Origin of the sequence: Coraliomargarita algicola (genome assembly GCF_033878955.1) — a bacterium.
Classification (GTDB): domain Bacteria; phylum Verrucomicrobiota; class Verrucomicrobiia; order Opitutales; family Coraliomargaritaceae; genus Thalassobacterium; species Thalassobacterium algicola.
The window spans coordinates 2026271-2051906 of sequence record NZ_CP138858.1 but is presented as its reverse complement, the minus strand read 5'-3'; the positions used below and the strand labels follow the sequence as shown (position 1 = coordinate 2051906).

Sequence of the window (25636 nt, the reverse complement as noted above, 5' to 3'; positions counted from 1 at the left end):
GTCCAACATGCACTCTCAACACAACGCACTTTTTACGCCACATAGAACACGTCGCCAGACAGGATTTAGCCTGATTGAGGTAGTTTTAGCGATTGGTATCTTTCTCGTGACTGTACTGGCTCTTGTCGGATTGTTGGGGCCGACACTTCAATCGGTGGATGAAGTCGAGAAAACGGACGAGGTCGCTTCGGTTGTGAATACGGTCAACGCGTTTCTACAAAATTCACCAGAAATTGCGAATGCAGATGAATCTAAATTCGAAACAATTTTTAATGCTGTAGCCGGAGATGGTTACGCGACGATTTTCGTTTTCCGTAAGTATGCCAGTGCTAACAGTGACGATGTTTCGCTGAAAATTGGTTTTTTCGGTGAAACCAGCGCGACAGTGGATAATTCAGATATCACAACTGGTTCAACAGTCCTCGCTGCAGGGCCGATTTATCGCGTTGTGTTGACTCCCTCTTCAGTGACGCCCGATACCTACTTAAGCAGCACTGTGCGAGATTCTGATACTGGAGTATATAGCCTGCAGAGTGCGAATATTGATAACTATCTTGAAGGTTATTTCGCCATGGAAGTCCGTATCTATGTCGAGAATGCATCGCCGACCTTTGATGGTGCTAAGTTGCCTGCAAATCCTGGTGAAACCGCTGAAGACGCATCTTTAAGCGCTCTCAATGATAAACAGCCGCTATTTACATATAACACCGCAATCGTACGCTAAGAAATACTGCGTATCTTACTAAATATGAAAAGTTTGAAGAATAAGGAATTCAGAGGGGGCGTCGTAAAAAAGGGATTTACTCTAATTGAAATCATGGTGGCCACCGTCATCATGGTGATTTTGGTGGGCTTGGTTATTCAGATCACCAGTGAAGTCTTGAAAGTTTGGAACCGTTCTTCCGGCAAGCTTTCTGCCAATTCTGAAGCACGCATTGCGATGGATTTGCTGACACAAGATTTGGAGACCGCAGTTTTCAGGAGTAATGGACAGCAGTGGTTGCGCGTCGAGTCGCCCGAGAATCCTTTAGGTCCTTATAACGATCAAACTGTTGCTCTAAAGTTATTTTCACCTGCGCTAGATCGTGATGATTCTTCAGCAGGTGATATTTGCGCGATTGCCTATCGTCTTTCGTATCGAGAAGCATATGAAAATGCTGAAGACGAAGTGTATGCTCTGTACCGTGCAATTGCTCGTCCTGATACTACTTTTAATTCATTGATGGGATCTTCATCGGATACGGACAGTCCGCAGCTAGATCTCACTGCGAATAGCTTTTGGGATAAGGCAGATGTAGAAATCGACGAAAACTACCTTGCTGGAAATATTGTCGATTTCAAAGTCATTCTTTACGAAGATGATGGCACGGATACGCCGAATCCTGTCAATTGGGATGCGAGCACTGGAGATCTGCTGGCAGGGACAAATGGTGCTTTTGCCTATGGAGGTGACTCAGCTCAAGCAGAATTGATTACAAACCCGCTGCTGTATGCAGAAATACGCCTAACAGTGCTTTCCGATGAAGGTTTGTCTATTTTAGAGAATCTAGCAGGGAGCGGCTACAATCATGTTGATGATGTTGTCCGCGAGCACGGAGATGTGTTCATTCGCCGCGTCAATTTCCTCGCACGGCCGCTTTAAGCGATTTCAGCTCGGTTCTCATGGACCATGCGCGCTTTTCAGTCGCATCGCGAGTTCAACTGGCGCTGCGGCTTAATTTTTTTCGGGTCCGCTCTGTTATTCTAGAAAGAGCAGACAGGTGTCAGAAGCCAGATATAAATATCAATAAGTTATGCGACTTCCCATTTCGCCCAATTGGCGCATGTCGTGATTTTCATAACCAACTGATTAACAGTAGCTGGCTTCTGAAGATACGTAGCCTCGGTTCTCCGAACCGGGGAGTGGGGGAAGCGCGATCTGCCTCGCGCCTGCCGACGGCTCCAATCCCGAGGATTGAAGATTCGTAGCCTCGGTTCTCCGAACCGGGGAGTGGGGGAAGGGCGATCTGCCTCACGCCTGCCGACGTCTCCAATCCCGAGGATTGAAGATTCGTAGCCTCGGTTCTCCGAACCGGGGAGTGCGGAAAGAGCGATCTGCCTCGCGTCTGCCGACAGCTCCAATCCCGAGGATTGAAGATACGTAGCCTCGGTTCTCCGAACCGGGGAGTGGGGGAAGCGCGATCTGCCTCGCGCCTGCCGACGGCTCCAATCCCGAGGATTGAAGATACGTAGCCTCGGTTTTCCGAACCGGGGAGTGCGGGATGAGCGATCTGCCCCGCGCCTGCCGACGGCTCCAATCCCGAGGATTGAAGATACGTGGCCTCGGTTCTCTGAACCGGGGAGTGCGGAAAGAGCGATCTGCCCGGCGCCTACTGACAGCTCCAATCCCGAGGATTAAAGATACGTGGCCTCGGTCCTCCGAACCGGGGAGTGGGGGAAGAGCGATCTGCCCCGCGCCTACTGACAGCTCCAATCCCGAGGATTGAAGATTCGTAGCCTCGGTTCTCCGAACCGGGGAGTGCGGGAAGCGCGATCTGCCTCGCGCCTGCCGACGGCTCCAATCCCGAGGATTGAAGATACGTAGCCTCGGTTCTCCGAACCGGGGAGTGGGGGAAGGGCGATCTGCCTCATGCCTGCCGACGTCTCCAATCCCGAGGATTGAAGATTCGTAGCCTCGGTTCTCTGAACCGGGGAGTGCGGAAAGAGCGATCTGCCCGGCGCCTACTGACAGCTCCAATCCCGAGGATTAAAGATACGTGGCCTCGGTTCTCCGAACCGGGGAGTGCGGGAAGGGGGATCTGCCCCGCGCCTGCCGACAGCTCCAATCCCGAGGATTGAAGATACGTAGCCTCGGTTCTCCGAACCGGGGAGTGGGGGAAGGGCGATCTGCCTCACGCCTGCCGACGGCTCCAATCCCGAGGCCAAGCAAGCTTGGACAAAATTGGTGTTTTGAATGCGTGCGACGATCGTTGGTTTGAGCGCCTCTTTGTTATTTGAGGTGTCGCCCGTCTTCGCTCTGTCGAGCTACGCCGGGCACTCAATTTTGTTGCCAAGCAAGCTTGGACAAAATTGGTGGAGGTGGCGGGAGTCGAAGAATGCTCCCGAGATTTGCAAGTAGCTAATAATCAATGTGCTTGTCGTGCTGGCTGTGGGTTGGTAGCACAGATAAGCGCACAGATTCAAGGCAAGGATAGGCAAGATCTGGTTCACCTGGTCGAATCTTGGCCTTCTTTACCTCAGCACATTAAAGCGGCCATTCTCGCTTTGTCTGGGTTGCCAAATGGGGCGGAGGGTAAAGAATAATGACCTGCGGGGACTATCCGCAACGGGCAGAACTTCAAACAGCAGGCTCACTTCTCAAGATCACCCTTGAGAAGTTGCCAATCAGGCAGGGGGCAGTTCCTCCTGGTGGTGGCCAGAAGCAAGCAATTAACGGATTTTCAAAGAAAGCTCGGCTAAACTTTGGGCGTGCTTTGGCTTCGACTAAGTGGCCAATGCAGCCTGCGCATATCACTTTGACCTACGGGCAACTTGAACCTGAGCAAACGGGCACTTATTGGAAAGAGGACTGTAAGCAGCTGGGCAAGTGGTTCCTGCGTCGTGGTTTGTTCGGCTTTTGGCGTTTGGAGTTTCAAGAGAGACGGCAAGTCTGTGTCGATTTGCTTACTAAATGCTCTTTGATTTCGGCCGCTCAAATGGCTTATCTGTCACGTTTTCGGCGTGCCGCTCATTTTCATTGCCTGATGTCTGATCTATCCGAGGAGCAAGAGATTCAATTGAAAAAGTGGTGGGCTGAACGTTCGGGGAACACTCATCAGTATGCATTGAAGGTCACAAGGCGGGAAGCTGGCCGCGCTAGCTGGTATTTGGCTTTGCACGCGCAGAAGGGAAATCAGGCGCCAGATATTTCGGTCGGTCGATGGTGGGGGACGATCGGAGAGGCGCAGTTAAAGAAGTATCAGCAAATTGAGAGTTTGGGACATCTTGAACCAGATACAGAGCATCGTTTGAGGCGGATTCTTCGGCGTTACTTGAAGCGCAAAAAAGCCCATAAAAAAAGGCAGAGTATGACGGTTTTTATGAATGAGAAAACTCAGCAGCGCTTATTTCAATATTTGGCTGGACTCGAGAACAGTCAGGAGGAGATCGAAGCGGCAAGGGCAGAAAATCAGGCAAAGATGGTCGATGTTTTGGGGGCGGGTGGCTGCAGCTCTCCGGGTTGAGTCCTTTGGTTAAAAAAAATCGCAGTATCTATTTCGTTGCGGTTCTGTTTTTGCTCTGTCGATATGTCTTCACGTTAGACAACATGAATCTCAAGCTTCCATTCGGAATTTTAGACGAAGAGCTAATTCATATCTCGAAGGTCGACAAAGGGCTTTCGTGTAATTGCACATGCCCTAGTTGCGGGCATCCTTTGGTTGCCAAGAAGGGGGAGAAAACGATGCACCACTTTGCTCATTATCGTGGTGGCGAATGTGCAACTGCACTCGAAACAGCACTTCACTTAGCTGCAAAAAAAATCTTATCGAAAGAAAAGAAAATAGTAATTCCAGCGGTAATTCTAAAATTCGATTCATATGCTGAACATGTTGTTCTCGCAGGAGAGCAAACGATTGAATTTGACCAAGTTATTGAAGAACGAAAAACCGAAGACATCGTTCCAGATATCATTGCCATAAAGGGGGAATCTAAACTCCTAATTGAAATTAAGGTCACTCACGAGGTCGATGAACGGAAGCTTAAGAAGATTAAACGTCTAGGTCTTTCCACTATCGAAATAGATCTCTCAAAAGGAGATCGTGAGCTTACCGAGGATCTGTTGCGTGAGTTAATTGTCGGAAATGTTGAGAACAAAGAATGGTTATATAATGCTCATGCGAATCGTATCAAAGAGCGATTCTTTAGCACTGCGACAAGGCGATCGATAGTTAAGAGGGGGATGGCTAGGCACGTAGATTATTGCCCGCAAGGCGTTCGAATTTGGAGGGGGAAGTCATATGCAAATGTTTTTGATGACTGTTTACATTGTCCATATGCATACAGAATTGGAGATGATTGGTCCTATGTGTTTTGTGGCGGGCAATTCATGATTGATACATATGATAAACTTAAAGAGCATTTCAGACAATTGATTTTAGACATACAAGATTAGCAAATTGACTTGTGCTCTACATCTCCATGCTTAACCGTCCTGCAAGATCCGCAGCGCGAAGCGACCGGATCGTCTTAATCCCGCGCGGGATTGAAGCGCCATTAGCTGCCTTTGGGGCTTGCGGAGTTCCTCGGCTTTCGCAGCGGCTAGCTTCGGTATGCTTCGATTTGTGAGCTGAACCCCCATCTAAAGCCATTGCGTCTTACTGCGTATGTGTGGGGCGTGTGGCAGGTGTTGCGTGCGAGTTCCGAAGCGCGTGGCACCTGCCACGCGGTCGCGTCCTTTAGTCTTCGCGACATAACAGGGAACCTACTGCTTCTTACGGTCTTTTCGTCTGTGTCGGTCGAGTGTGGACTAGACTGTCCACTATTTGTCTGTAAACGACTTGACTAGTCGGTGTAAATTGAACATGTAAATTGAATATGGATAATGAAAACATGCCAAATCCCGACGAACTTTTAGAGCAAGCACTGCGTGCTCCTAAGTTTCCTGAACTCGCACCTTATTTCAAAGTGGTGTATGCGCTAAGGCTCAGAGACATGAGCTGGCGTAATATTGCCGCATGGCTGGGAGAGCGGGGCGTCAGTGTCTCTCATACTAAGTTGAGAGACTTCTATAACGATGAGTTTGCTCGTACTCCTGAGCCAGTGATGGAGGGGATTACGGACGAGATTCAACAAGTGGCCGAGCGTCTTTTGCTCTGGTCTAAACCAACAACGGAGAATGATGAAAATGAAGACTGATATTCTATTAACCAAGAAGCAAGCAAGTGAGCGCCTTGGCGTTTCTGAGCGCACGATTGATCGTATGATTGTAAACGGAGAGCTTCAGCGCGTCCGTGTGCGTGGTTGTGTGCGTATCAGAAAGAGTGAAATTGTACAGCTGATCGGGGGCGTTGAGGCATGATCTTTAAAGTTCAAAAGCGTCCTAAGCGTGTGAATGGTAAGCGGGTCTTGTCTAAGTGCTATTACTTGCGTTATCGGTTCGGCGATATGCTGGCAGATCGTTGGAAGTCTTTGGGGGTGTCGACACTTGAAGCGGCTCAAAAACTCGCAAACGATTTCCGCGCTGAAATTGAGGCAGAACAAGCGGGGATTTTAATGCCTAAGTCTATTCGTGAGGGTGCTAAGAAACCCATTGCAGAGCATCTCAAGGACTACTGCGCCGATCTGGAGAGGCGGGGTAAGACTGGGCGAAACGGTAAAGGTTTGAAGCAGACTGAAAGCCGAATCTTACGGATTTCTGAAGACTGCGGCTGGCAGTTTCTGATTAGTATTTCAGCTGATAGCTTCACCAGCTGGCGTTCTCGCCAGACCGAAATGAAGCCAGGCACTTTGAATCATTACCTAGCTGAAATGATTACTTTCTTGAATTGGCTGGAGCGGCACGAACGTATCAAAACTAATCCGCTTAAACATGTGTCTAAGGTCGATAAGACCGAAGATGATGAGACGGTTAAGAGGGCGTTCTCAGATGTTGAGTTAAAAGCAATCTTTGAGGTCGCTCCCGAATATCGACGGATCGCCTACCAAACTGCCGCTTTTACTGGCCTACGCTTTCAGGAGCTTCAACAGCTTCTATGCGGTGATGTGATTTTCGACGGTGATCACTCGCGAATCCAAGTCAGGGCGAGCACTACGAAAAACAAGAAAAGCGCTACGCTTCCTTTATTGCCTGAACTTGAGCAGGCGTTACGGGCTTACATTCCTGAATCTGCAAAACCGACAGATAAGGTTTTCAGGAAGGGGGTTCCTCGCTCTAGGACATTGAAGGTTGATTTAAAGGCGGCAGGTATTCCCGAAGTCGATGAACGGGGGCATGTGGCCGTGTTTCATAGCTTCCGCAAGACGTGGGCAACGTATTTGCAGCGTGCTGGTGTGGACGAACGCACGGCAATGTCATTGATGCGTCACAGCGATCGGCGGCTGACGAATGTTGTTTATACGGATGCTGCTTTATTGCCACTCCGTGAGGCGGTGCGCGGGTTGCCTCAATTGGGTGAGGTGTCACACATACGCGCACAGATTTCTGGGAAAACGGGTCAAAACGTGTCGAACTCTGTCCACAAAAAAACTTCCAATGGTGTGTTGGAAGTTGTTGATTGTGAGGTGTATAGTCCACTTCTGTCGCGCCCTGTCGAGGGTGGTCAAATGGTGGAGGTGGCGGGAGTCGAACCCGCGTCCCTCGTGCTTTCACACGTGGCATCTACATGCTTAGCTTAGAATTTGTTGTCGTCGCTGAAGCGTCTCTAAGCAGACTCTTCAGTTTCCAGGCTTCCTGAATACAGCTGATAAGCGGAAGCCAACTTATCGAGCTATGCCTGCTAGTCGACGCTTCTATTCCTTAGCAGGTGTCAGGGTAGAAACGTTGCCGCATTAAGCAGCAAGTGCGAATTGTTCTTCGCCAATTAATTTTTGTAATGGATTGATACGGAGCCTCCATCATCTCCGACATGCAGCCTCGCACTACGACACAAGGTCGAATCCGTGACACCCCCCTTGATATTCAATTAAGAATTAAAATTAGGAATTATGAATGAGGCCTTCTATAATTTAAAAAGCCTAATACGGAAAGAATTGTGTCCGCATTTGCGGATGCTTCTTTCAAAGAACTCGCTTAAGCTCGCGATTTGTTTGAAAATTGCAAGCGCGATTCTTGTTTTGCCCTGAATGCCCGGGCGTGCGGGATCTTATGGATTATAGCGGAATAAATAAACTAAGCCGCTGCCGTTGTAGGCCATCCGTATGCCGCCGGTGGCAATGTTGCCATCGTCGATCATGCTGTCGAGACGTACGGCTTGTTCAGCTGTGAAGTTTAAATTGTATACGTACACATAGGTTAAGTTCTCTGTGTTGACGTAAAACCAACTGTAACTGCCGTTTTTCCATGGAGTCGCGAGGTAGCTGGCGATCTCGTTGGGCATGCGTGTATAGGTCATGGCCTCGGGATAGCTGCCCTCGGCGGTACTGTAGAATTCGATGGCCTCGGCGAATATCCGTATGTCGTTTGCTGTGACTGTGGCTTCGGTGCGTTCTACAGCGTTGCGGATGCCCGGGGTGGCGAGCAGCGCTAAAATACCTATGGTCGTGACCACGACCATAAGTTCTATCAATGAAAATGCTCTAGGGTGTTTCGCCTGCATGATTATCCGAAATTCCTCATTTCTTGTCTGACGTTACAAACTATCATGCAGGTGTCAAAGTATTGATTCAAGTGTAGGGGGATGGAGCGCTATTCAACAGTTGAACTGGTGGGGTACTTGTTGCTTTTAGCAATTTTTTTAGAAGTTAATTAGGTACTCGTAGTAGGCTTTTTTTGTTTGATTATCGTAGATGGCAATATCCTTGAGCGGGCTTTCGGCGATGAGCCCTTGCTCTACTTTAGCGCTGATGTCGTCTTGCCAGGACTCAAATTGTTCGACGGTTAGGACGCCGCCTGGAGTGGCGGGGGCACTGGATTGACTGCTGGGAGTGGGGATGTAAGCTTTGTAGCGGCTGATAATCTCTTTATTCACGAGTCGGCGAACGCTCATGCCGCGGCTTTCGGCCCAGCGCTTAAAGTCTGTGCTGCTGACTTTGAACTCGAAAACCTGCACTTGTTTCGAGCGGTAGTAGGAGATGTCGCTGGTATAGCTGGGGAGCCATCCGACGGAGTCGACATTTTCGCCATATTCGGGGCCTCGGCTGAGGAAGTAGAAGATGGCTAGTGGTAGGCAAAGAATTAAAATGGCGAAAGCGTAGAGGGCGCGGAGGTCGCGTCGAGTCTTGGGTTTGAAGGACTCGAGGGCGTCTTCGTAGAAGCGAAGCTTGATGTTGGCGCGTGCTTTGTCGGCACCTTCCCGGCTGACGAGTTCTTCGTAGGTGGCGAGGCGCCAGCGACGTTGTAGTTTGGCGTAGCGTTCGAGTGCGTCCTGTTGGAGTGCTTTTTCTTCTTCGTAAGTGGTGTCGATGCGTAGTACGCTGACGTAGCCTTCTTGGGTCACCCAGGTCCAGGCTTCACCTTCGCTTTTGAAGTAGCCGCCGAGTTGAAACAGGTCCATGTTCCAGCGGCGGTGGCCGGCATAGATGACGCTGATGTCTTCGTCGAAGGGGCCGTTGTAGAAGTCGAGCCGCACCTGGCTGTCTTTGAGCCCGCTGTCTTTTTGGTAGGCGAGCTGTTTCTCTTTGCTGGTAAATGCACCTAGCGCGTGGAGGGAGCCGTCGTCTTCTACGCGAATCAATATGTGCAGGTAAGGTAACATTGATGTATTAACAGGTCTTCCTGGTGCAGGTGCTTAGAGTGAGTAGGTGATATACCGTAGTTTTGTGGTGACGCTCTGATGCATACTGGGAAAGCTCTGTGGAATGTCACTACTGATTTTTAACAGAATATGGCAGCATAAAAAAGCCCTTTTCAATTAGAGAAAAGGGCTTTTGTAAATAGTTGACCGAGGGGCTTATTCTTCGGGCTTGGTCTTTTTCAGACCAATCACGCGTTGGCCGTCTTCCCATTGTCCGCGCTTGCGGAGCAAGTCCACGCGCTCGAAGCGCTTGAGGACGGTGCGATTCTTTTTACCACCACCACCGGCGGCTTTGAAACTGTTGTGTTGTGACATAGTAGGACTCCTTGTTAAAAGTGAAAGCGGAGGAATAAATGCCCCCACCTCGCAAAGATCAAGGCCTAATCGGGATAATTTTTAGATGGCGGATGAATGATGGCGGATAGCGGATCTGCGCTTTCTGATGATTTATGACATATCCACCATCAATCATCATTCCTCCGCCATTATACCAAATACGGGAGGCACAGGGAGGCGAGGCCTAGGATGAGCATGAAGCCGCACATATCGGTGACGGTGGTGAGGATGGGGCCGGAGGCGAGTGCGGGGTCTTGTCGGCAGGCTTTGAGTGCGAGGGGGACTAGGCCGCCTACGCAGACGGCGACGGTGGTGTTGAGTGCGAGGGCGGTGCCGACCACCAGGCCCAGCACGGCGTTGCCTTTCCACAGCCATGCGAGGCCGCCTATCAGCAGGCCGAGGCAGGCGCCGTTGATGAGGCCGACGCTGGATTCTTTGAAAAAGACACGGCGAAACTCCTTGGGACTGATGAGTTCGAGGGAAAGTTCGCGCATGGAGACGGCGACGGCCTGATTACCGGAGCAGCCGGACATGTCGGAAATGATGGGGAGGAAGACCGCGAGCGCGATGACGGCTTCGAGGGTATCCTGGTGCATGGCGATCACGCTGGCGGAGATGAGGTTGAGCACGACATTGATACTGAGCCAGGAGAGGCGGCGCCCGCTGCGGACTTTGAGTGGCATGGAGCGGAGCTCTTCTTTACCCATCAAGCCCTGGAATTTGAGCAGATCTTCGGTGGCGGCTTCTTGCAGCGCTTCGGTGGTGGATTCGCGGTCGATGATGCCGATGAGGCAGCCGTCTTTGTTGATGACGGGTAGGCCGAGGTAGTTGTGCTCTTCGAAAATGTCTTCCAGCTCCTCGATTGTGTCGTAGGCGTGCACGGTGGTGGGGTTGGGAATCATGATCTCGCTGGCCTGTTGGCTGCGGCTGGCGAAGAGTAGGTTGCGCACGGGCAGGACGCCGAGGAGTTGTTTGTCCTGGCTGAGCACGTAGGCGTATTGGACGCCGAACTCGATGTATTTTTTACGGTTGGTTTGGATGTCGTTTAGGATTTCTTCAACCGTCATATCGGCCTGAAAGGAGACGAACTCGCTGTACATAATGGCGCCGGCGGTGCCATCGGGGTAGGCCATGAAACGGCGTGTTTCGTGGGCGAGATCTTCGTCGAGTTCTTCCAGAATCGCCTCGGAGTCGGCCTGATCGAGCTCGTTCATCAGGTCGGCGCGGTCGTCGCTATCGAGTTCAGCCACGAAGGGGGCGGCGACTTCGGCCGAGAGTTCTTCGATGATGTCGGCACCTTGAAAGTAGTAGACGCGTTCGAGGACTTCGGCACCTTGTTCCGGTGTGAGCAGGCCGAAGAGGGCCTGGCGATCTTCGGCGGACAGACGGTCGATTAGTTTGGCAGTTTCATCGTGATCGGCTTGTTGCAGCGTCTTGATTGCGGCGGCGGCGTCGGTCTTCTCGATTGCTTGGTGGAGTGCCTCGAGAATGCTGTCAAATTCGGTCATCGTGTCGGTCATAAGAAAAAAGGTGTGAAATGGTAGGCTTTACAGGGGGCGTGATTCCCGCCAAGCAATATATATGCAAAATGCCGAAACAGTACGAAAAAGCCGAGTCTGCGCTTTATTTTAACAATGGCGAATGCAGGACATAGTTTTGAGCCGTTTCGGATCGCGCGGCATGTCGTGTGGTGGTCGCTTTTAGTGGTGCCGGTGGCGGTGTCGGTGGGGGCGATGGTGGCCTTATTTCTATGGCTATTGGAGCAGGCGACGCAGACACGGCAGGCGCACATGTGGTTGATTTGGCTGTTGCCGCTGGCAGGAGTCGGCATTTACGCGCTCTATCGCTACTGGGGCAAAAACTCAGAGGCGGGCAATAATCTGATCATGGATGAGATTCATGCGCCTGGCGGGGGGATTCCTTTTCGCATGGCGCCCTTGGTTTTGCTCACGACGGTGGTGACGCATCTCTTCGGTGGCTCGGCTGGGCGCGAGGGCACTGCGGTGCAAATGGGGGGCAGTATTGCGGAGTATTTAGGCCAGCGCTTTGGGCTCTCGCGGGAGGATCGGCGCATTTTATTGATGTCGGGAATGGCGGCCGGCTTTGGTGCGGTCTTTGGCACGCCGGTGACGGGGGCGATCTTTGCGCTAGAAGTGTTGGCAATCGGGCGGATCAAATACGATGCCCTGTTGCCTTGTTTGATCGCGAGTTTGTTGGCGGATGTGACCTGTCATGCCTTTCCCATCCACCACACGCAGTATCATATCGCGTATTCGGCCAAGGCGGCGATCGGGTACTTTTCTTTGGATCTGGTTTTGCTGCTAAAGGTTGTGCTGGCGGGAGCCTGCTTTGGGCTGGCGAGTTATGCCTTTGCGGAGTTATCACACTGGCTCAAGTCCACTTCGCAGGCACTGGTGGCGCGCAAGTGGCTGATACCGGTGATTGGCGGCCTCTTGGTGTTGGGCATCAGTGTGCTGATTGGCAGCTATGATTATTTAGGGTTGGGGGTGCGTTCGCCAGATCCGGAGGGGGTGAGCATCGTATCCGCATTTACGGCGGGCGGGGCGGAGCCATTTAGTTGGTTTTGGAAGCTACTGCTGACGGCGATTACCTTGAGCTTAGGTTTTAAGGGCGGGGAAGTGACGCCATTGTTTTTTATCGGTGCCACCTTGGGGAACTCGCTGGCGATGCTATTGGGGGCTCCCGTGGATTTATTAGCCGGGCTCGGTTTTATCGCAGTCTTTGCGGGCGCGACGAATACGCCGCTGGCTTGCACCATGATGGGGATCGAGCTGTTTGGGGCGGAGAATGCGGTGTACTATGCCGTCGCTTGTTTTGTTGCCTATTATTGTAGTGGGCACACGGGGATTTACCAGTCGCAGCGGGTGGCTGTATCGAAGTTTCACACCAGTGAGCCAGAAGAGTCGACTTTAAGAGAAATTAAAAGCACGCGCCGTCGCTATGGACGGAAAAATTGATTAGCACAGCCGTATGAGTCAGGACGCAGAATATAACGCAGCCATCGAGTTTTACAATCGCCACAGTGGCGAAGTGGAGACGGAGGATGTCTATGGGGAGGGCTTTTTACGCTGGGCGTATGGGAATCCGTTGGGCCGCTTGACGGTAGCGGTGGCGGTGAAGCGCTTGTGGTTCTCGAAGTGGTATGGCTGGCGGATGGATTCCCCGAAGAGTCGCGCCAAGGTGGCACCTTTTATTTGGGACTATGGGGTCGATGTGGATGAATTTGCGGATTCTGTTGAGAGCTACTCGAGTTTTAATGAATTCTTTTACCGCAAGTTGAAGCCGAGCGCGCGTCCTGTGGATGCCGATCCGGCGGTAGCGGTTTTCCCAGCCGATGGCAGGCACCTGGGGATCGAGAATGTTAGTTTGGCAGACAGTTTTTATATCAAAGGGCAGCGTTTTGATTTGGAAGCCTTTGTTGGGGACGCCGCGCTGGCGCGTGAGTTTGAAGGGGGCTCGATGGTGATCTCGCGGCTGTGTCCAGTGGATTACCACCGCTATCATTTCCCGGTTGCGGGGCAGGCCGGGCCGGTGGACATCCTGGCAGGAAGTTTGCGCTCGGTGAGTCCCTTGGCCTTGCGGCGCAATTTATCGATTTTGTGGGAAAACCGACGTGCGCGCACCTTGGTGGATTCGCCTGAGTTTGGCAAAGTGATCGTGATGGAAGTGGGGGCGACCTGTGTGGGGGGCATGCACTCGACCTTTCAGCCCGGAGTGGTGCAGAAGGGCGCGGACAAGGGCTATTTTTCTTTTGGTGGCTCCTGTGTGACGACGATCTATCAGTCAGGCGCGTTACGGCTCGATGCCGATTTACTGGAACAAGCCGCGGCTGGGCGCGAGGTGTACGCCAAGATGGGCGAGCGCTGCGGTGTGGCCGTCCGACCAGACTAAGCTTTCTAAGGTTCAACACGACACCGAACTTGTTTAGTGGGGTGAGGGGGGCAATGGATGGCTAGAGCATGGTACGCCGCAGTGTGACTCATGCGATGAAACTTGATTGCTTACATTACCTGAGGCCGAATTCGGCGATGACGTATTTTTGCAGAATCATTACTATGCAGACGTGTTTTCTGTAGGGGCTTCACAATCTTCGCACTCTACGTCTATTAGGCCTGTGTGAGTATTTGGACTTGGTCGTGTGTTTGTTGGAATTGCTGGATCTGGCTTGGGCTGGCAAATGAGAGTCCGGTCGAGAGGGCATCGGCTTGGGTGGCGGAGGGGGCAATCACACTTAGGCTTTTCCATTGTGTGGTGGGGCGGCCTGTCTGCGGGTGGATCAGGTGGTGGTATGTGCCGTCTTGAGAGAAGGGACTACCGTAGCCACCACTGGTGGCGAGGGCTTGGTTTTCCAGCTCAGCGATTCGGTAGATGTTTTGGCGGTTGTTGGCGTCTTGGATGCCGATTTGCCAAGGGCGTTGCTCTGGATGTTGTCCCAGTCCGCGTGTCTCACCCAGTTCGATGAGTACTTGTCCGTAGCCGGCGGCCTGTAGGATTTCTGCGATGCGGTCGGTGATGTAGCCTTGGGCGATGCCGTTGAGGGTGAGTGACATGCTGGGCTGCTTGAAGTGGACGCCGCTCTCATTGTGCTGCACGTGTTGCCAACCGGTGCGAGCGAGGGCCGCTTGTAATGTGCCTTCATCGGGCACAGTCGTGGCCTGAGGCTGCGCTGCAAAATGTGCTTGATAGTGCTTCCAAATGGGTTGAATTGTGGGGTCAAATAGACCGTTTGTTTGTTGGTAGGCTTGGTCGATCGCGCGTAGTAGAGGCTGCCACTCGGGGGCGGGATTGCTGAGTGAGCCGTTGCGGTTGAGCTGACAGAGTTCGGATTGACTGTCGTATAGACTAAAGCGCGATTCGAGGTGGCGGATTTCAGCTAAGCAAGTGTCGAGTATGCGTCTGGCTTGTGTGGGCTGCTCTGTGTAGAGCGTAAATTGGCCTTCGCTACCGAGTGCGTAGCCTTGCCAACTCACGGGCTGTAGTGAACGTGCAGAAAGTGTTTGCCCGAGGCCTAAGCCCGCGATGGAGCTCGCCATAATTTGAATGAAGCGTCGACGTTGCATCAGGAAATGGACGGTGTTTTTCGGCGTGATTTGCGCAGCCAACCGCCGATGCCGGAGCTGACCAGTAGTAGGATCGCGATGGCAGTTAGATCCATTAGTGTGCGTCCGCCCCAACCGAATAGGCGTCCCGCATGTAGATCGAGCATTACACGATATAGGGAAACTCCACTGCCTTGAAAGGCGTCTAGAATTGTTGCGGCACTGGCATCGCTGAGCTCGGTTTGTATCAGTGGGCTCACATTGTAGCCAGCCTGATACGTGTCGAAATCGAGCCAATTAGCGTCGGGGCTCCAGCATCCCTCTTCAGCGATGAGTACCGGGCGATCGTCGCCACTGCGCCCGACGGCGATGAGTTTATCGTAGGGCAGCTGGCTGTGGTGAATCGTCTCGATTAACTCGCCATCGCCGCTTAGATAAATGAGTTGAGTGGCAGTGGCGACGACGCTGATGGGATCGCCTTCGACGATGCCGAGGGGGAGGTCGCCGTGAGTGAGTGCTTGGCCGTCGTAGAAAAGTTGTCCATTCAGGTGTGCCAAGGTGTGGGAGCCGTGGATGCGGTAGGCGTGGATTTCAGAGCCGGCGGCCATGCCGTAGCGACTGAGGATGAAACGGTTGTTGATTTGTATCGTATCTAAACCCAGCCGCTCGGTATGGTTGAGCGCCAGACCAGTGATGGAGAGCACGACTAGAAACAAGGCCGAGACTAGGCCCATCCAGCGGTGCCAGGCTAAGATTACACGTTTGCGCGGGAAATTCACTGTGTTACCTCCTGGTGTAGGAAGAGCGCTAGTTTTGAGAGGCGGGTGAGGGCGTTGACTGAGAGGGTGGCGCCGCTGATGCCGTCGATCTTCTTATTAAGCTTTTGCTCCGGGGATAATTGCAGCCCTGTGAATTGATCGGTGAAAAAGGGGTAGCGCACTTCCCAGCCATGACTTTCGCGATAGATGAGCACGCGCATTTGTAGCATGGCATCGCCTTCGATGAGAAAGCCGGTAGTGATGGGCTTGACCTTACCGATTTCTTCGAGAATCCATGCGGTGCGCGGGCCCTGTTGCCAGTAGCGGATGCGCAGGCCAGGATAGTCGCTACCGAAAACTGCTTTGATGCGGGCCTTGGTTTCTTTCGTTAACCACAGCACTTTTTGTTCGGGCGTGCCTTCGAAGCTCTGTTGGATGAAGCTGTCAGGCTCCAGGTAGATGTCCTCTTTCGCTTGCAAGCCGACCTTGACCACTAGGAACAGGGGGAGGAGTAAGCTGAATGTACTGAGGCGAAAGTGCATAGATACCAAAAAGGCCTGCGCTGGCTGAAAGAGCAAGCGCAGGCCAAGGTTTTGACAATTAGAATTGGTAGCCGACGCCTAGGTTAAAGACGGTGTCGCCATTGGCGCTGTACTGGTCGGACTCGGATATTTCTTGTAAGTCGGCTTTGAAGACGACATTCGGGTGTGGCCAGTAGTTGAGGCCGAGCTCGTAAATGTCGTTTTCGCTGAGCAGCGTGCCTGTGTAATACTCGTAGTTGCTGTAGCGGAAGTAGACGCCGAGCTCGCCATATTTTTCACTCACTTGCCAGCGGTAGGAGGGCTCGATGTAGAAGCCGTATTGATTTTCGGCATCGGCGTCGATGGTGCCGCTTAAGTCCCAACGGGCATAGAGGGCACGCAGACGGAAGTTTTGATAGCTGTAGTCGGCATGGACTTCTGTCAATAGACCGGAAACATCGCCGCCTACGGATTGTTTCATTTCATCTTGATAGAAGGCTGAAGCGCCTAGTTCGAGCCCTGCGATGCCGGTGTATTTTACACGACCGACGAAGGCAGCTTCGTTGTTGATGGCCTCAGCGACTTTTTGACGTGCACCACGTATGACGCCATCTGTGGTCATATCCAGACCGGAAGTGATGCCAGCATCGACGGCGATGCCGTTATTGAAGCGGTAGGTGCCTTTGAGGCCGGCTTCCCACCATGTGGAGGGGATAATGCGGGACTCAATGTTGTTGCGCTCGACTCCGTAGAATGTATTGGGCTCGTGTGTTTCATTGGTAATGCCAACAGGCATCAGGAAGAGACCCGCATCGGTGCTGAAGCGTTCGGTCCAGTCCATGCGGACGAAGGCTTGTTCGAGTTCCACTTCACCTGGTTTGCTCGCACCGTCACCAGCGAGGGAGTGTTCTAGCTCCAGTTCGGTATAGAGGGTGATCCAGTCGTTATACTCATGGTTGACGAAGAGTACGAAGCGGTGGAAATCGATTTCATTGTCCGCATTTTCATAGAAGTTTGCATGTAGTTCGCCGTAGCCGCCCACAGAGGTCTTTTCCCACCAGCCGGCAGATCCGAAGCTGCTGCCAGATTCTTCGACCGCGAGAGTGGTGGCTTCGAGCTGAGCTTGAGTCGATGCCAGCGCTTTACGAGTGTTGTTGGCTTCAGCTTGAGCATTGGAGGCGGCTGCTTTGGCCTGCGCGAGTTCGAGGCGTGTTTCGACTGTGCTGGATTGGTTGGCCTTTACCAGTGCGGTGAGTTCGGCGATTTGCTTTTGTTGTTGCTGCAACATTTCCCACATGACTTCACGCGAAGGCATGGAGGTTGTGGTTTCTTCAGCTGCACGCAGCGTCGATGCGAAGGCTGCAAGGCCAAGGATGACCAGCGCGAGGATAGGGTGTTTTTTCATTTGTTTATTGTTAGGTTTGTTTGACGGGAGGATGAGTCCCAATAGCTCAATTTACTCGCTGTCAATATAATCTTTGATACTGGATCTCATTCACATTGCTGATCGTGTTTGTACTGCAGCTTACACAAAAAAACGCCGACCTGCGTCGGCGTTTAAAAAGGGCGCTGGACGGGGATTACTGCTTGGGTTCCCAAGGGCTGAGCACTTCGTTGCTTATTCTTCGAGCGAGATCGCGGGTCAGCAGTGACATGGCTTGGTCCTCGGATTGGAGGAAGCTCTGTGTGTTGGATGTCGCTGTGGACGCCAGGTAGGGGTTGTTGACGTAGGCGTTGGAAGTTTCTTCGATGACGCGTCCTTCAAAAAAGTAATCCCCTTGATTTTGGTTATATAGAGAGAGCTCGGCCACGAGTGTGAGATCAAAATCGGCAGCGGTGGCGGTATCTTGACTACTGAGGGCCGCGGCTCTTCGTTTGTAGTTGGTCAGATTGACCAGTAGTACCGCATCGGCGTCTTCTTCGCTGGTGACGAGCAGGGTGCGTCCATCACGAATGAAGGCATCCCGTATCTGTCCGCTGAGTAGTGCTTGTGCTTGTGGTGCGAAGCTGTCGTTGGAGACAGGTTTGATGTAGATCGACTTGAAGGGGAGCTCCGCCGGGTTGCCCCATTGATAGGATTGACAACCGCTAATCAGGATCGCGGCCAGCACGGTGAGCATAGCGAGCAGGGGGGTGCGGAGGGCGTTTGGGAGCATCTTCATGATTTAAGCTAAGTGGACTGGGGCCGCCGGTATTTATGTTGATTAGTCTGTCAGGATCTTGCGCAGGATACTGGCGCCGGATGTCGGCTTGACGCCTGCTTCGATGTCGGCGATGCGGAGGCGTGCTTCTGCAGCCGCTTCGGATTCGGGGGCGATGGTGATGGTTTCGTTGTAAAAGACCAGTGCCGCGGTGTTGTTGGAGCGGAAATTATAGAAGAAGTCACCCAGGCTGAGTCGACTACGGGCCAGTAGATCTTCCATCGCGGCCAGATTACTTTCGACCTCGCCCAGGTAGTTACTCTTGGGGAAGAGGATCAGGAAATCTTCGTAGTAACTGATGGCTTGGCGGGTGGAGCCTTGGTCGTATTGAGCGCCTTTGACGAGGTTCGAGTAGGTCTCGGCCATGTTATAGTAGGCGTCGGGGGCGAGCATGCTCTGTGGGTAGTAGTTGATCAAGCGATCGAGCGCATCAATGGCATCTTCGGGCTTTTCTTGCATTTCCGAGACGATCGCGATGTTCATCAACGAGAGCGGTGCATAATCGCTGTAGGGGGCGTTGCGAACGATTTGTTCAAATTCGCGGGTGGCTTCGCCATATTGTCTAAAGCCTGGAATGATCCATAGGATGCGTCCGCGGGCACCTTCCATGAGTGCGGTCGCGCATTCAAATTGTGCGCCGATCACTTGGTCGAAGCTTTCGTAGTTGGGGTGTTTAGAGATGACTTCCTGGAAGCTGGCAAAGGCTTTCACCCATTTGCCTTTGGTGGTGAGAATTTGTCCGCGATAGTAGCGGGCATCGGCTGCGGCTTTGGCAGTCGAATATTTTTTGATGATTTTCTTGAAGGTGCGGTTGGCGGAGCCTGTGTTGCCGTCTTCTAGTTTGGCCATGCCAGTCTCCAGTAGCGAGGCGGCTGCGGCTTCATCGGCGGGACTGGCAATTTTAAGTGCGATGACGTCTTCCTCGTCGTCGCCTGCGAACCAGCTGAATGGATTGAGTCCTGCTTCAACTTGTAAGGAGGAGAGGAGGAGAAACCAGATTGCGAGAAGAGTGAAAGCGTTGCGTTGCATATTGTTTAGTGCCAGATTACTGCCATTTGATCAGTGAGGCTCCCCAGGTCAAGCCTGCCCCGAAGGCGACCAGTAGCACTAAGTCGCCGGACTTTATGCGGCCATTGCGGAAGGCTTCGTCCAGGGCGATCCCGACAGATGCACCGGAGGTGTTCCCATAGCGGTCAAGATTGTTGTGAAATTGTTCCATCGGCAGCTTCATTCGTTTGGCGAGGCTGTCGATGATACGCATGTTGGCCTGGTGTGGAATGAGCAGGTCGACTTGGTCGGTGCTGTAGTCGTTACGCTCCAGCACATCTTGGCTCACTTGGCCCATGACGCGGACGGCGAGCTTGAATATCTCCTTGCCGTTCATCTTGATGAAGTGCTGGCGTGCGTTGATAGATTCGACACTTGCGGGAATTGCGGAGCCGCCAGCGGCTTGGTAGAGCAGGCTGGGATCGGACCCGTCGGAACCAGTGATCGTGTCGAGTACGCCCACGGCAGCAGTCTCTGAGGTCTCTAAAATGACTGCGCTGGCACCATCGCCGAAGAGCACGCAAGTGGTGCGGTCTTCAAAGTCTAAGATCGAGCTCATTTTTTCGGCACCGATGATGAGGGCTTTTTTATAAGCACCGGAGCGCAGCATATTGGAGCCGGTGTTGAGTGCGTAAATAAAACCAGAGCAGGCTGCCTGTATGTCGAAGGCAGTGATGTTGTTGAGTCCGAGCTTGCTTTGGAGTAAGCATGCGGTCGAAGGAAAGGGCATGTCCGGCGTCATGGTGGCAACGATGATGAGGTCGATCTCGTTGCGGTCGATGCCAGCGGCGGCGATTGCTTTTTCCGCGGCCAGCTGCGCCATGTCGCTGGTGGTTTCGTCTTTGGCAGCAAAGCGGCGCTCACTGATGCCGGAGCGCGTGCGAATCCATTCGTCCGACGTCTCCACGATTTTGGCCATATCATCATTGGTCACTATATGATCGGGTGCATACGCACCTGTGCCGGTAATGATAACGGATTGAGTAGGCTGAGACATTGAAAAAATTGGATTCTACGTGAACGATCGTATTTGAATCTGCCGCTCTGCTGTAGCGCAGCGGCAGAAAGTTTAGATCAGGTCACTCACTTGATTGATATCTGAACCGATTGAGTCAATCATATCATGCATCACCACCTCGCGGGCGATCCTTAAAGCATTGGCAATTGCAATATAATTGGAGGAGCCGTGCGATTTCAAAATGTTACCTTTGAGCCCCAGTAGTGGGGCGCCCGCGTGCTGGTCGGGGCTGAGGCGCACTTTCATGTCGCGGAAGGCTGACTTGGAGAGCGCGGCACCGAGTATACGTTTGGGATTGCGCACCAGTTCTTCTTTGATGGTGGCTCCGATGAAGCCGAATAGCGCTTCGCTGGATTTTAAAACGATATTGCCGACGAAGCCGTCGCAAACGACTACATCCACGTCGCCATCGAATAGCTGGAAGCCTTCGATGGGGCCTACATAGTTGATCACTTTGCCATGGATTTTCTGTAGATCCGTGTGGGTGGCGTTGATCAGGCTGTTGCCCTTGCCTTCTTCGGTGCCAATGGTGAGTAGGGCGACACGTGGGCTGGCGCAGCCGAGTGCGGCCTTGGCGTAGTTGGCACCCAATACTGCATTCTGTACGAGGTTGAGCGCAGTCGACTCGGGATTTGCACCGACATCGATCAGCACAAAGGGCTTACGCTTGCTGGGAATAATAATGCCGAGCGCGGGCCGATCGACACCGTCCAGTGGGCGCAGTCGCAGAGTGCCACCAGCCATCAGTGCGCCCGTGTTGCCGCAGCTGACGACCGCGTCGGCTTTGCCGTCACGTAGTTGCTCGATGGCTTGCGACATCGAAGAGTCTTTTTTCTTTCGCAGTGCCTGAATCGGTTTTTCATCCATGCCGACGACTTCGCTGGCGTGATGGATATTGATTCTGGCTGGGTCGATTGAGGACTTGCGGACCTTTAACAAGCGTTCGATCAGACGGCCTTTACCGACTAGGGTAAAGTTGCAGTCGAGATCGAGCTCTTCAGTTGCATACAAAAGCCCACGGATAAATTCCGTGGGCCCGAGGTCGCTCCCCATGGTGTCGACCGCGATGGTGCATTTACCGCCGGGTGCGCCCATATAGGAAGTCAAATTAGAAAGTTATGAGGCGTCCGAGTGCTTAGACTTCGACGTCGAGCACCTGGCGGCCACGATACATGCCGTTGGCAGGGTTCACGCGGTGTGGGCGGAACAGTGTGCCATCTTGAGAGTCTTTTGACAATTGTGGCAGTGCGAAAGTAGTGGCTCCGCGGCGTTTACGGCTGCGTTGCTTGGATTGTTTGCGTTTTGGCTGTCCCATGGGATGTGTGTCTTAGATTAAATGTTTTAGAGCTAGGCTCGTTTGGAATGCGCGGATTAAAGGTTTCAAAGACGCGTCGTCAAGTACTCAATCTGCATAAATTTCACGTGGCTAGCAGAATTTAAGCACTGCGGTGACGAGTTGGTTGATCCCACTCTCCGCTTCCGTGATTGATTTTGCGAGCATATACGCCGGTGTGCTGACTACGCGGTTGGCTTCGTCCACTACGATGGAGTCGACTGGGCAGGCGATGTGCTGAGCACCTTTGGCGACGAGTGCTGCGGCGGTGTCGGGGTCGTTGCCGATTGTGAGTTGCACATGCTTTTCTCCCAGCGCGCGTGCGGCCAATACGGGGGCGATGCACATGAAGCCCTGAGCTTTTCCGGCTTCGTGAGCCGCTTGAATGAGGTCGATGACGGCTGGGTCCACATCGTAGTCCGCTCCGTCGAAGGCGTAACTAGAGAGGTTTTTAGCCACGCCAAAGCCACCTACATAGATAAATGCGTCGTAATTTTCCGCTTTGATATTGTCGAGTGGTAGAATCTCGCCGCGCGAGATACGTGCCGCTTCGGACATCACATTGCGGTCTTCGTCTTCGAGCTCTTCTCCTGTGGCATGGTCGATTACGTGGCGTTGGGTGATGTCGGGCGCGATGCAGCTTGTCTGTGTCCCGGCCTTGGCCAGTGCCAAGAGTGTGAGTACGGATTCATGGATTTCGGCACCGTCATAAACGCCACAGCCTGAGAGTATAAGAGCAACCTTGGTTTTCATGCGCACATCGATAGATATTCGGCGCATTCCTGCAATTCTGGAAATAGGAATTTTTTTTGCGGGGTTGCCTCTTGCGCGATATTTTGTCCGATTCTCGCGCTCTATGGCACTTTCTCCGAAACCCGCACCGACTTTCGACCGTGGCTTCCTAATTGAATTGGGAGGTGGTATTCTCTATCGCCAAGCTGAAAAGCTCTTTGAATCGCATGCCGTCGAGTCGGCTGAGTGGGAGAGCCCGGTATTGAAAGGTTTGGTGGATGGGGGGGATGGCATCTATACGCCCGAGCTCAATCTGCGCTCTACCGTGTTTGCCGAAAGTAGCTGTAATTGTCTGGAAGGGCGTCGGCGTAAAGTCTGCGTGCATGTGTTGGCGACGGCGCTTCACTACCAGGCATTAAAAGAAGAGGCTAAAAATGCCAAAGTCGCCGAAACTTTGGCGGCCGCACCCGAGCCGGAGCCCGTTGCTGCGCCTGTGAAACCGGCCAAGCTGCCGCGAGTGCGTTCTATTCGGATGGGGGAAGATGGTTTGTTGTTGCGCGTTTTGATTTTTTTGCCGCCCAATCTGGAAGCTGCGGCCGAGCGGGGAGCCATTGTGCTTAAGCTCGATGCCGCGGCAGGGCGCGAAATTCTGCCGCTGAATAAGCTCAACCCGCGTCAAAAATACAAGGTGGCGCCGAAGCAAGTTGCGGTGCTTAAGCTGGTCGAATCCTGGTGCGGTGGCAAACTCTCCAGCCTGTTGCAGCTCTCTGGGGCGCAATTGCGTCAATTACTGGATGCGGTTCGGGGAGAGCCTATCGTCTATTGGGTCAAGAAGCCCAATGCGCCTATTGATTGGGTCGACGGTGCATTGCCTGGCGTGTATGAATTTCTCGGGGAGTCCGCAGCCGCGGAGCCTGAGCCAGCTCAGCCGGAGCCCGTCGTGCTGGACCCCGAGCCAGTCAAGCCGCGGAGTTTTCCTGCAAATCTTAGTCTGCGCGAAAAGTCCAAACCCAACCTGCGCCGTATCGCCGAATCCAAGGGCGCGAAATTGTGGCAGGCCCGCAAGGCCGATTACCCCGTGGCCAGTGAGGCGGCCGCGAGTATGGAGGGCTTTTCACATAAGAGTGTGGTTGTGGATGGCTCGATTCATTATATCGCCATTCGTTTGCCTTCCGGGGATAGCGCTTCCGTGCAACCCTTGCGTAGTTTATTGAAGGCCGAGGGCTTTATGCTCGAACCCAGCAACCGCAAATGGTGGCTTCGCGACCGTCATAAAGTACTTAACTTTCTCGCGGGGCACTGGGCCGCGCTTAAGAATGAATGGCAGGCAGAGTTTACTAAGAACTTTGAATCCAAACTAAAGTCGGTCGAAGTGTCGGCACTTCAAGTGGAGGCCAAGGAGGATGGCGGGAAATTTGCGCTGGAGGTCAGTCTCAGTCAGCACACCGACGAAATGGAGCTGCGACGCGCCCTTGCCAGTGGCAAGAATTATGTCGAAGCCGAAGATGGCGCCATCACCTTACTGGATCGCCATTCCGTCGAACAATTGCACCAGCTGGAACGTTCAGTCAGCGGTCAAGCGGACCGTCCCTTTACACCTACGTTTTCCAAGCGCCTTGAAACTCAAGATTTGATCGATGTCGAAGATTTACTCGACGAGCTCTGTGAAGGCTGGCAACCGCCCCAAGCATGGCAGTCTCGCAGCCGTGCTTTAAAAGAAGTCGGTGCGCTGGAAGCCGCGCCCATCCGCCCTGGTTTTGACGCCATTTTGCGCACGTATCAACGCATCGGTGTCGCTTGGCTCTGGCACCTCTATCGTCATCAACTCGGCGGCATTTTAGCCGATGAAATGGGGCTTGGTAAAACCTTGCAAGCGCTGGCCTTGATTGAGTGTATCCGAAATGAGAAGGCGAATGGAGCGGGCGCAACTCCGCTTGCGAAGCATCCCGCGCTCGTCGTGTGCCCTGCCAGTTTGGTGGAAAACTGGCAGCGGGAATCCGCTCGTTTTACACCCAATCTTAAAACACTTAAACACCACGGGCCGAAACGCGCCAAGGAGCCTGTGGTCTTGGAGGAATACGATCTCGTCATTACATCCTATGGCACTTTACGCCAAGACGCCGAACTGCTCGGCACCATGGATTGGTGTGTGGTGATTGGGGACGAAGCGCAGCACATTAAGAACCGCCGCAGTCAGAATGCGAAGACCCTCACCAGTCTGCACGCTGAAGGACGCTTTTTGCTGACAGGTACCCCGGTCGAAAACTCATTGGATGACTTGCTCTCATTGTTCAGCTTTCTGATGCCCGGCTATTTGCAAAAGCCCACTGGTAAAATCTCGCAGGACAACAAAGCCTGGCATAATAAACGCCAAGCCGAGCGCGCGGCGGCCTACATCCTGCGCCGCACTAAGAAGGAAGTTGCGCCGGAGCTGCCCGATAAGATCGAGAAAACATTCTTCTGTGAACTCGGTGCCAAGCAGCAGCGCTTCTACCAGGATACCTTGGAAAAAACTCGTCGCGATATTTTCAATTTAGAAATGTCCGGTGCCAACGCCGGTCGCGTGCAGTTTGCCGCCTTCACCGAGTTGCTGCGTTTGCGTCAAGCCTGTGTCGATCCACGCATCATCGACGAAGAATTCCCGGAGAAAGACTCCGCCAAGCTCGCCGCTTTTGACGAAGTGCTGGATGAGTGTCTCGACGCCGGCAGTCGCATCCTGGTCTTTTCCAGTTTCGTGACCGCGCTCCAATTGTTGGCTGAGCATCTGGAGAAGAAAGGTCACAAATTCTGTTACTTGGATGGTAAGACCAAGAACCGACTGGCGCTCGTGGATGAGTTTAATCAAGACGAGAGCATCCCGGTATTCTTGATCTCGCTCAAAGCCGGGGGCACTGGTCTGAATCTCACCGGAGCCGACACCGTGTTGCACTACGACCCTTGGTGGAATCCCGCGGCCGAAGCCCAAGCCACCGACCGGGCGCACCGTATCGGTCAGACCAAAGTCGTGACCAGCATCAAGCTGATCGCCGCCAACACCGTGGAGGAAAAAGTTCTGGAATTGCAGGCTAAGAAAGCCGAAATTCTACAGGAACTCTTCGACGAGAGCAAAGCCGCCAATGCCAAAGTGAACCTCGACGATATTAAGGCTTTGTTGAAGTAGGAGCGGCGGAGATTGGGAACGTTGGGAACGTCGAACGTC

General features: G+C 53.0%; 23 protein-coding genes, 1 other RNA gene and 1 pseudogene. 10 read left to right on the top strand and 15 right to left on the bottom strand.

All coding sequences use genetic code 11. The features are described 5' to 3' along the window. Nucleotides 1–7 precede the first annotated feature (7 nt). The 7 genes and pseudogenes from SH580_RS07980 to SH580_RS22170 all read left to right on the top strand — a co-directional run. Nucleotides 8–724, top strand: a complete 717-nt coding sequence (locus SH580_RS07980; RefSeq protein ID WP_319834483.1) for a prepilin-type N-terminal cleavage/methylation domain-containing protein — start codon at nucleotides 8–10, stop codon at nucleotides 722–724. Nucleotides 725–748: 24 nt separating this feature from the next. Continuing rightward, nucleotides 749–1642, top strand: a complete 894-nt coding sequence (locus SH580_RS07975; protein ID WP_319834482.1) for a PilW family protein — start codon at nucleotides 749–751, stop codon at nucleotides 1640–1642. 1660 nt (nucleotides 1643–3302) lie between these two features. Beyond that, nucleotides 3303–4223, top strand: coding sequence for a hypothetical protein (locus tag SH580_RS07970; protein WP_319834481.1), 921 nt, complete (start codon nucleotides 3303–3305; stop codon nucleotides 4221–4223). Nucleotides 4224–4306: 83 nt separating this feature from the next. After that, nucleotides 4307–5152: a competence protein CoiA family protein gene (locus SH580_RS07965; RefSeq protein WP_319834480.1), complete on the top strand. Its 846-nt coding sequence runs from the start codon at nucleotides 4307–4309 to the stop codon at nucleotides 5150–5152. 422 nt (nucleotides 5153–5574) lie between these two features. Next, a complete protein-coding gene (locus SH580_RS07960; RefSeq protein WP_319834479.1) occupies nucleotides 5575–5895 on the top strand; it encodes a hypothetical protein in 321 nt (106 codons plus the stop codon). After that, complete coding sequence (locus tag SH580_RS07955; protein ID WP_319834478.1) at nucleotides 5885–6058, top strand: helix-turn-helix domain-containing protein; 174 nt, start codon at nucleotides 5885–5887, stop codon at nucleotides 6056–6058. The genes SH580_RS07960 and SH580_RS07955 overlap by 11 nt, the downstream gene beginning before the upstream one ends. Beyond that, nucleotides 6055–7092, top strand: a pseudogene (locus tag SH580_RS22170) (tyrosine-type recombinase/integrase); the annotation flags it as partial. The gene SH580_RS07955 and the pseudogene SH580_RS22170, both read left to right, overlap by 4 nt. A 211-nt stretch (nucleotides 7093–7303) precedes the next feature. Here the strand turns inward: SH580_RS22170 and ssrA are convergent. From ssrA to mgtE, 5 genes are all read right to left on the bottom strand, one after another. Beyond that, nucleotides 7304–7649: a transfer-messenger RNA gene (ssrA, locus tag SH580_RS07950) on the bottom strand. 192 nt (nucleotides 7650–7841) lie between these two features. Then, a complete protein-coding gene (locus SH580_RS07945) occupies nucleotides 7842–8294 on the bottom strand; it encodes a type II secretion system protein (protein WP_319834477.1) in 453 nt (150 codons plus the stop codon). Between the two features lie 138 nt (nucleotides 8295–8432). Next, nucleotides 8433–9392, bottom strand: a complete 960-nt coding sequence (locus SH580_RS07940) for a hypothetical protein (protein ID WP_319834476.1) — start codon at nucleotides 9390–9392, stop codon at nucleotides 8433–8435. 195 nt (nucleotides 9393–9587) lie between these two features. Beyond that, nucleotides 9588–9746: a small basic protein gene (locus tag SH580_RS07935; RefSeq protein ID WP_319834475.1), complete on the bottom strand. Its 159-nt coding sequence runs from the start codon at nucleotides 9744–9746 to the stop codon at nucleotides 9588–9590. A gap of 170 nt (nucleotides 9747–9916) precedes the next feature. After that, entirely contained in the window at nucleotides 9917–11287 is a 1371-nt protein-coding gene (mgtE, locus tag SH580_RS07930) for a magnesium transporter (RefSeq protein WP_319834474.1), read from the bottom strand. Between the two features lie 114 nt (nucleotides 11288–11401). On the opposite strand from mgtE, the gene SH580_RS07925 reads away from it, so the two are divergent. Both SH580_RS07925 and SH580_RS07920 read left to right on the top strand, forming a co-directional pair. Further along, nucleotides 11402–12745, top strand: coding sequence for a voltage-gated chloride channel family protein (locus SH580_RS07925; RefSeq protein WP_319834473.1), 1344 nt, complete (start codon nucleotides 11402–11404; stop codon nucleotides 12743–12745). 13 nt (nucleotides 12746–12758) lie between these two features. Beyond that, entirely contained in the window at nucleotides 12759–13679 is a 921-nt protein-coding gene (locus tag SH580_RS07920) for a phosphatidylserine decarboxylase (protein ID WP_319834472.1), read from the top strand. Between the two features lie 215 nt (nucleotides 13680–13894). Here the strand turns inward: SH580_RS07920 and SH580_RS07915 are convergent, their stop codons facing one another. The 10 genes from SH580_RS07915 to elbB all read right to left on the bottom strand — a co-directional run bounded on the left by SH580_RS07915 (nucleotide 13895) and on the right by elbB (nucleotide 22458). Next, nucleotides 13895–14848, bottom strand: a complete 954-nt coding sequence (locus SH580_RS07915; RefSeq protein ID WP_319834471.1) for an FAD:protein FMN transferase — start codon at nucleotides 14846–14848, stop codon at nucleotides 13895–13897. Next, complete coding sequence (locus tag SH580_RS07910; protein WP_319834470.1) at nucleotides 14848–15606, bottom strand: PepSY domain-containing protein; 759 nt, start codon at nucleotides 15604–15606, stop codon at nucleotides 14848–14850. The genes SH580_RS07915 and SH580_RS07910 overlap by 1 nt, the downstream gene beginning before the upstream one ends. Further along, nucleotides 15603–16127 (bottom strand): FMN-binding protein, encoded by a 525-nt coding sequence (locus SH580_RS07905; protein WP_319834469.1) that lies wholly within the window; start codon nucleotides 16125–16127, stop codon nucleotides 15603–15605. Before SH580_RS07905 ends, SH580_RS07910 begins: the two co-directional genes overlap by 4 nt. 58 nt (nucleotides 16128–16185) lie before the next feature. Next, nucleotides 16186–17511, bottom strand: coding sequence for a hypothetical protein (locus tag SH580_RS07900; RefSeq protein WP_319834468.1), 1326 nt, complete (start codon nucleotides 17509–17511; stop codon nucleotides 16186–16188). A 175-nt stretch (nucleotides 17512–17686) separates the two neighbouring features. Next, nucleotides 17687–18268: an LPS assembly lipoprotein LptE gene (gene lptE / locus SH580_RS07895; RefSeq protein ID WP_319834467.1), complete on the bottom strand. Its 582-nt coding sequence runs from the start codon at nucleotides 18266–18268 to the stop codon at nucleotides 17687–17689. 42 nt (nucleotides 18269–18310) lie between these two features. Beyond that, the gene (bamD, locus tag SH580_RS07890; RefSeq protein WP_319834466.1) at nucleotides 18311–19336 is read right to left on the bottom strand and encodes an outer membrane protein assembly factor BamD; all 1026 of its coding nucleotides are present in this window, start codon (nucleotides 19334–19336) and stop codon (nucleotides 18311–18313) included. A 16-nt stretch (nucleotides 19337–19352) separates the two neighbouring features. After that, nucleotides 19353–20351 (bottom strand): beta-ketoacyl-ACP synthase III, encoded by a 999-nt coding sequence (locus SH580_RS07885; RefSeq protein WP_319834465.1) that lies wholly within the window; start codon nucleotides 20349–20351, stop codon nucleotides 19353–19355. Between the two features lie 72 nt (nucleotides 20352–20423). Then, the gene (gene plsX / locus SH580_RS07880; protein ID WP_319834464.1) at nucleotides 20424–21467 is read right to left on the bottom strand and encodes a phosphate acyltransferase PlsX; all 1044 of its coding nucleotides are present in this window, start codon (nucleotides 21465–21467) and stop codon (nucleotides 20424–20426) included. Between the two features lie 40 nt (nucleotides 21468–21507). After that, complete coding sequence (gene rpmF, locus SH580_RS07875; protein ID WP_308949272.1) at nucleotides 21508–21687, bottom strand: 50S ribosomal protein L32; 180 nt, start codon at nucleotides 21685–21687, stop codon at nucleotides 21508–21510. A gap of 111 nt (nucleotides 21688–21798) precedes the next feature. Beyond that, nucleotides 21799–22458: an isoprenoid biosynthesis glyoxalase ElbB gene (gene elbB / locus SH580_RS07870; protein WP_345786257.1), complete on the bottom strand. Its 660-nt coding sequence runs from the start codon at nucleotides 22456–22458 to the stop codon at nucleotides 21799–21801. A gap of 103 nt (nucleotides 22459–22561) precedes the next feature. Here elbB and SH580_RS07865 point away from each other — a divergent pair, with 103 nt between their 5' ends. Further along, entirely contained in the window at nucleotides 22562–25597 is a 3036-nt protein-coding gene (locus SH580_RS07865) for a DEAD/DEAH box helicase (protein ID WP_319834462.1), read from the top strand. Nucleotides 25598–25636 lie beyond the last annotated feature (39 nt).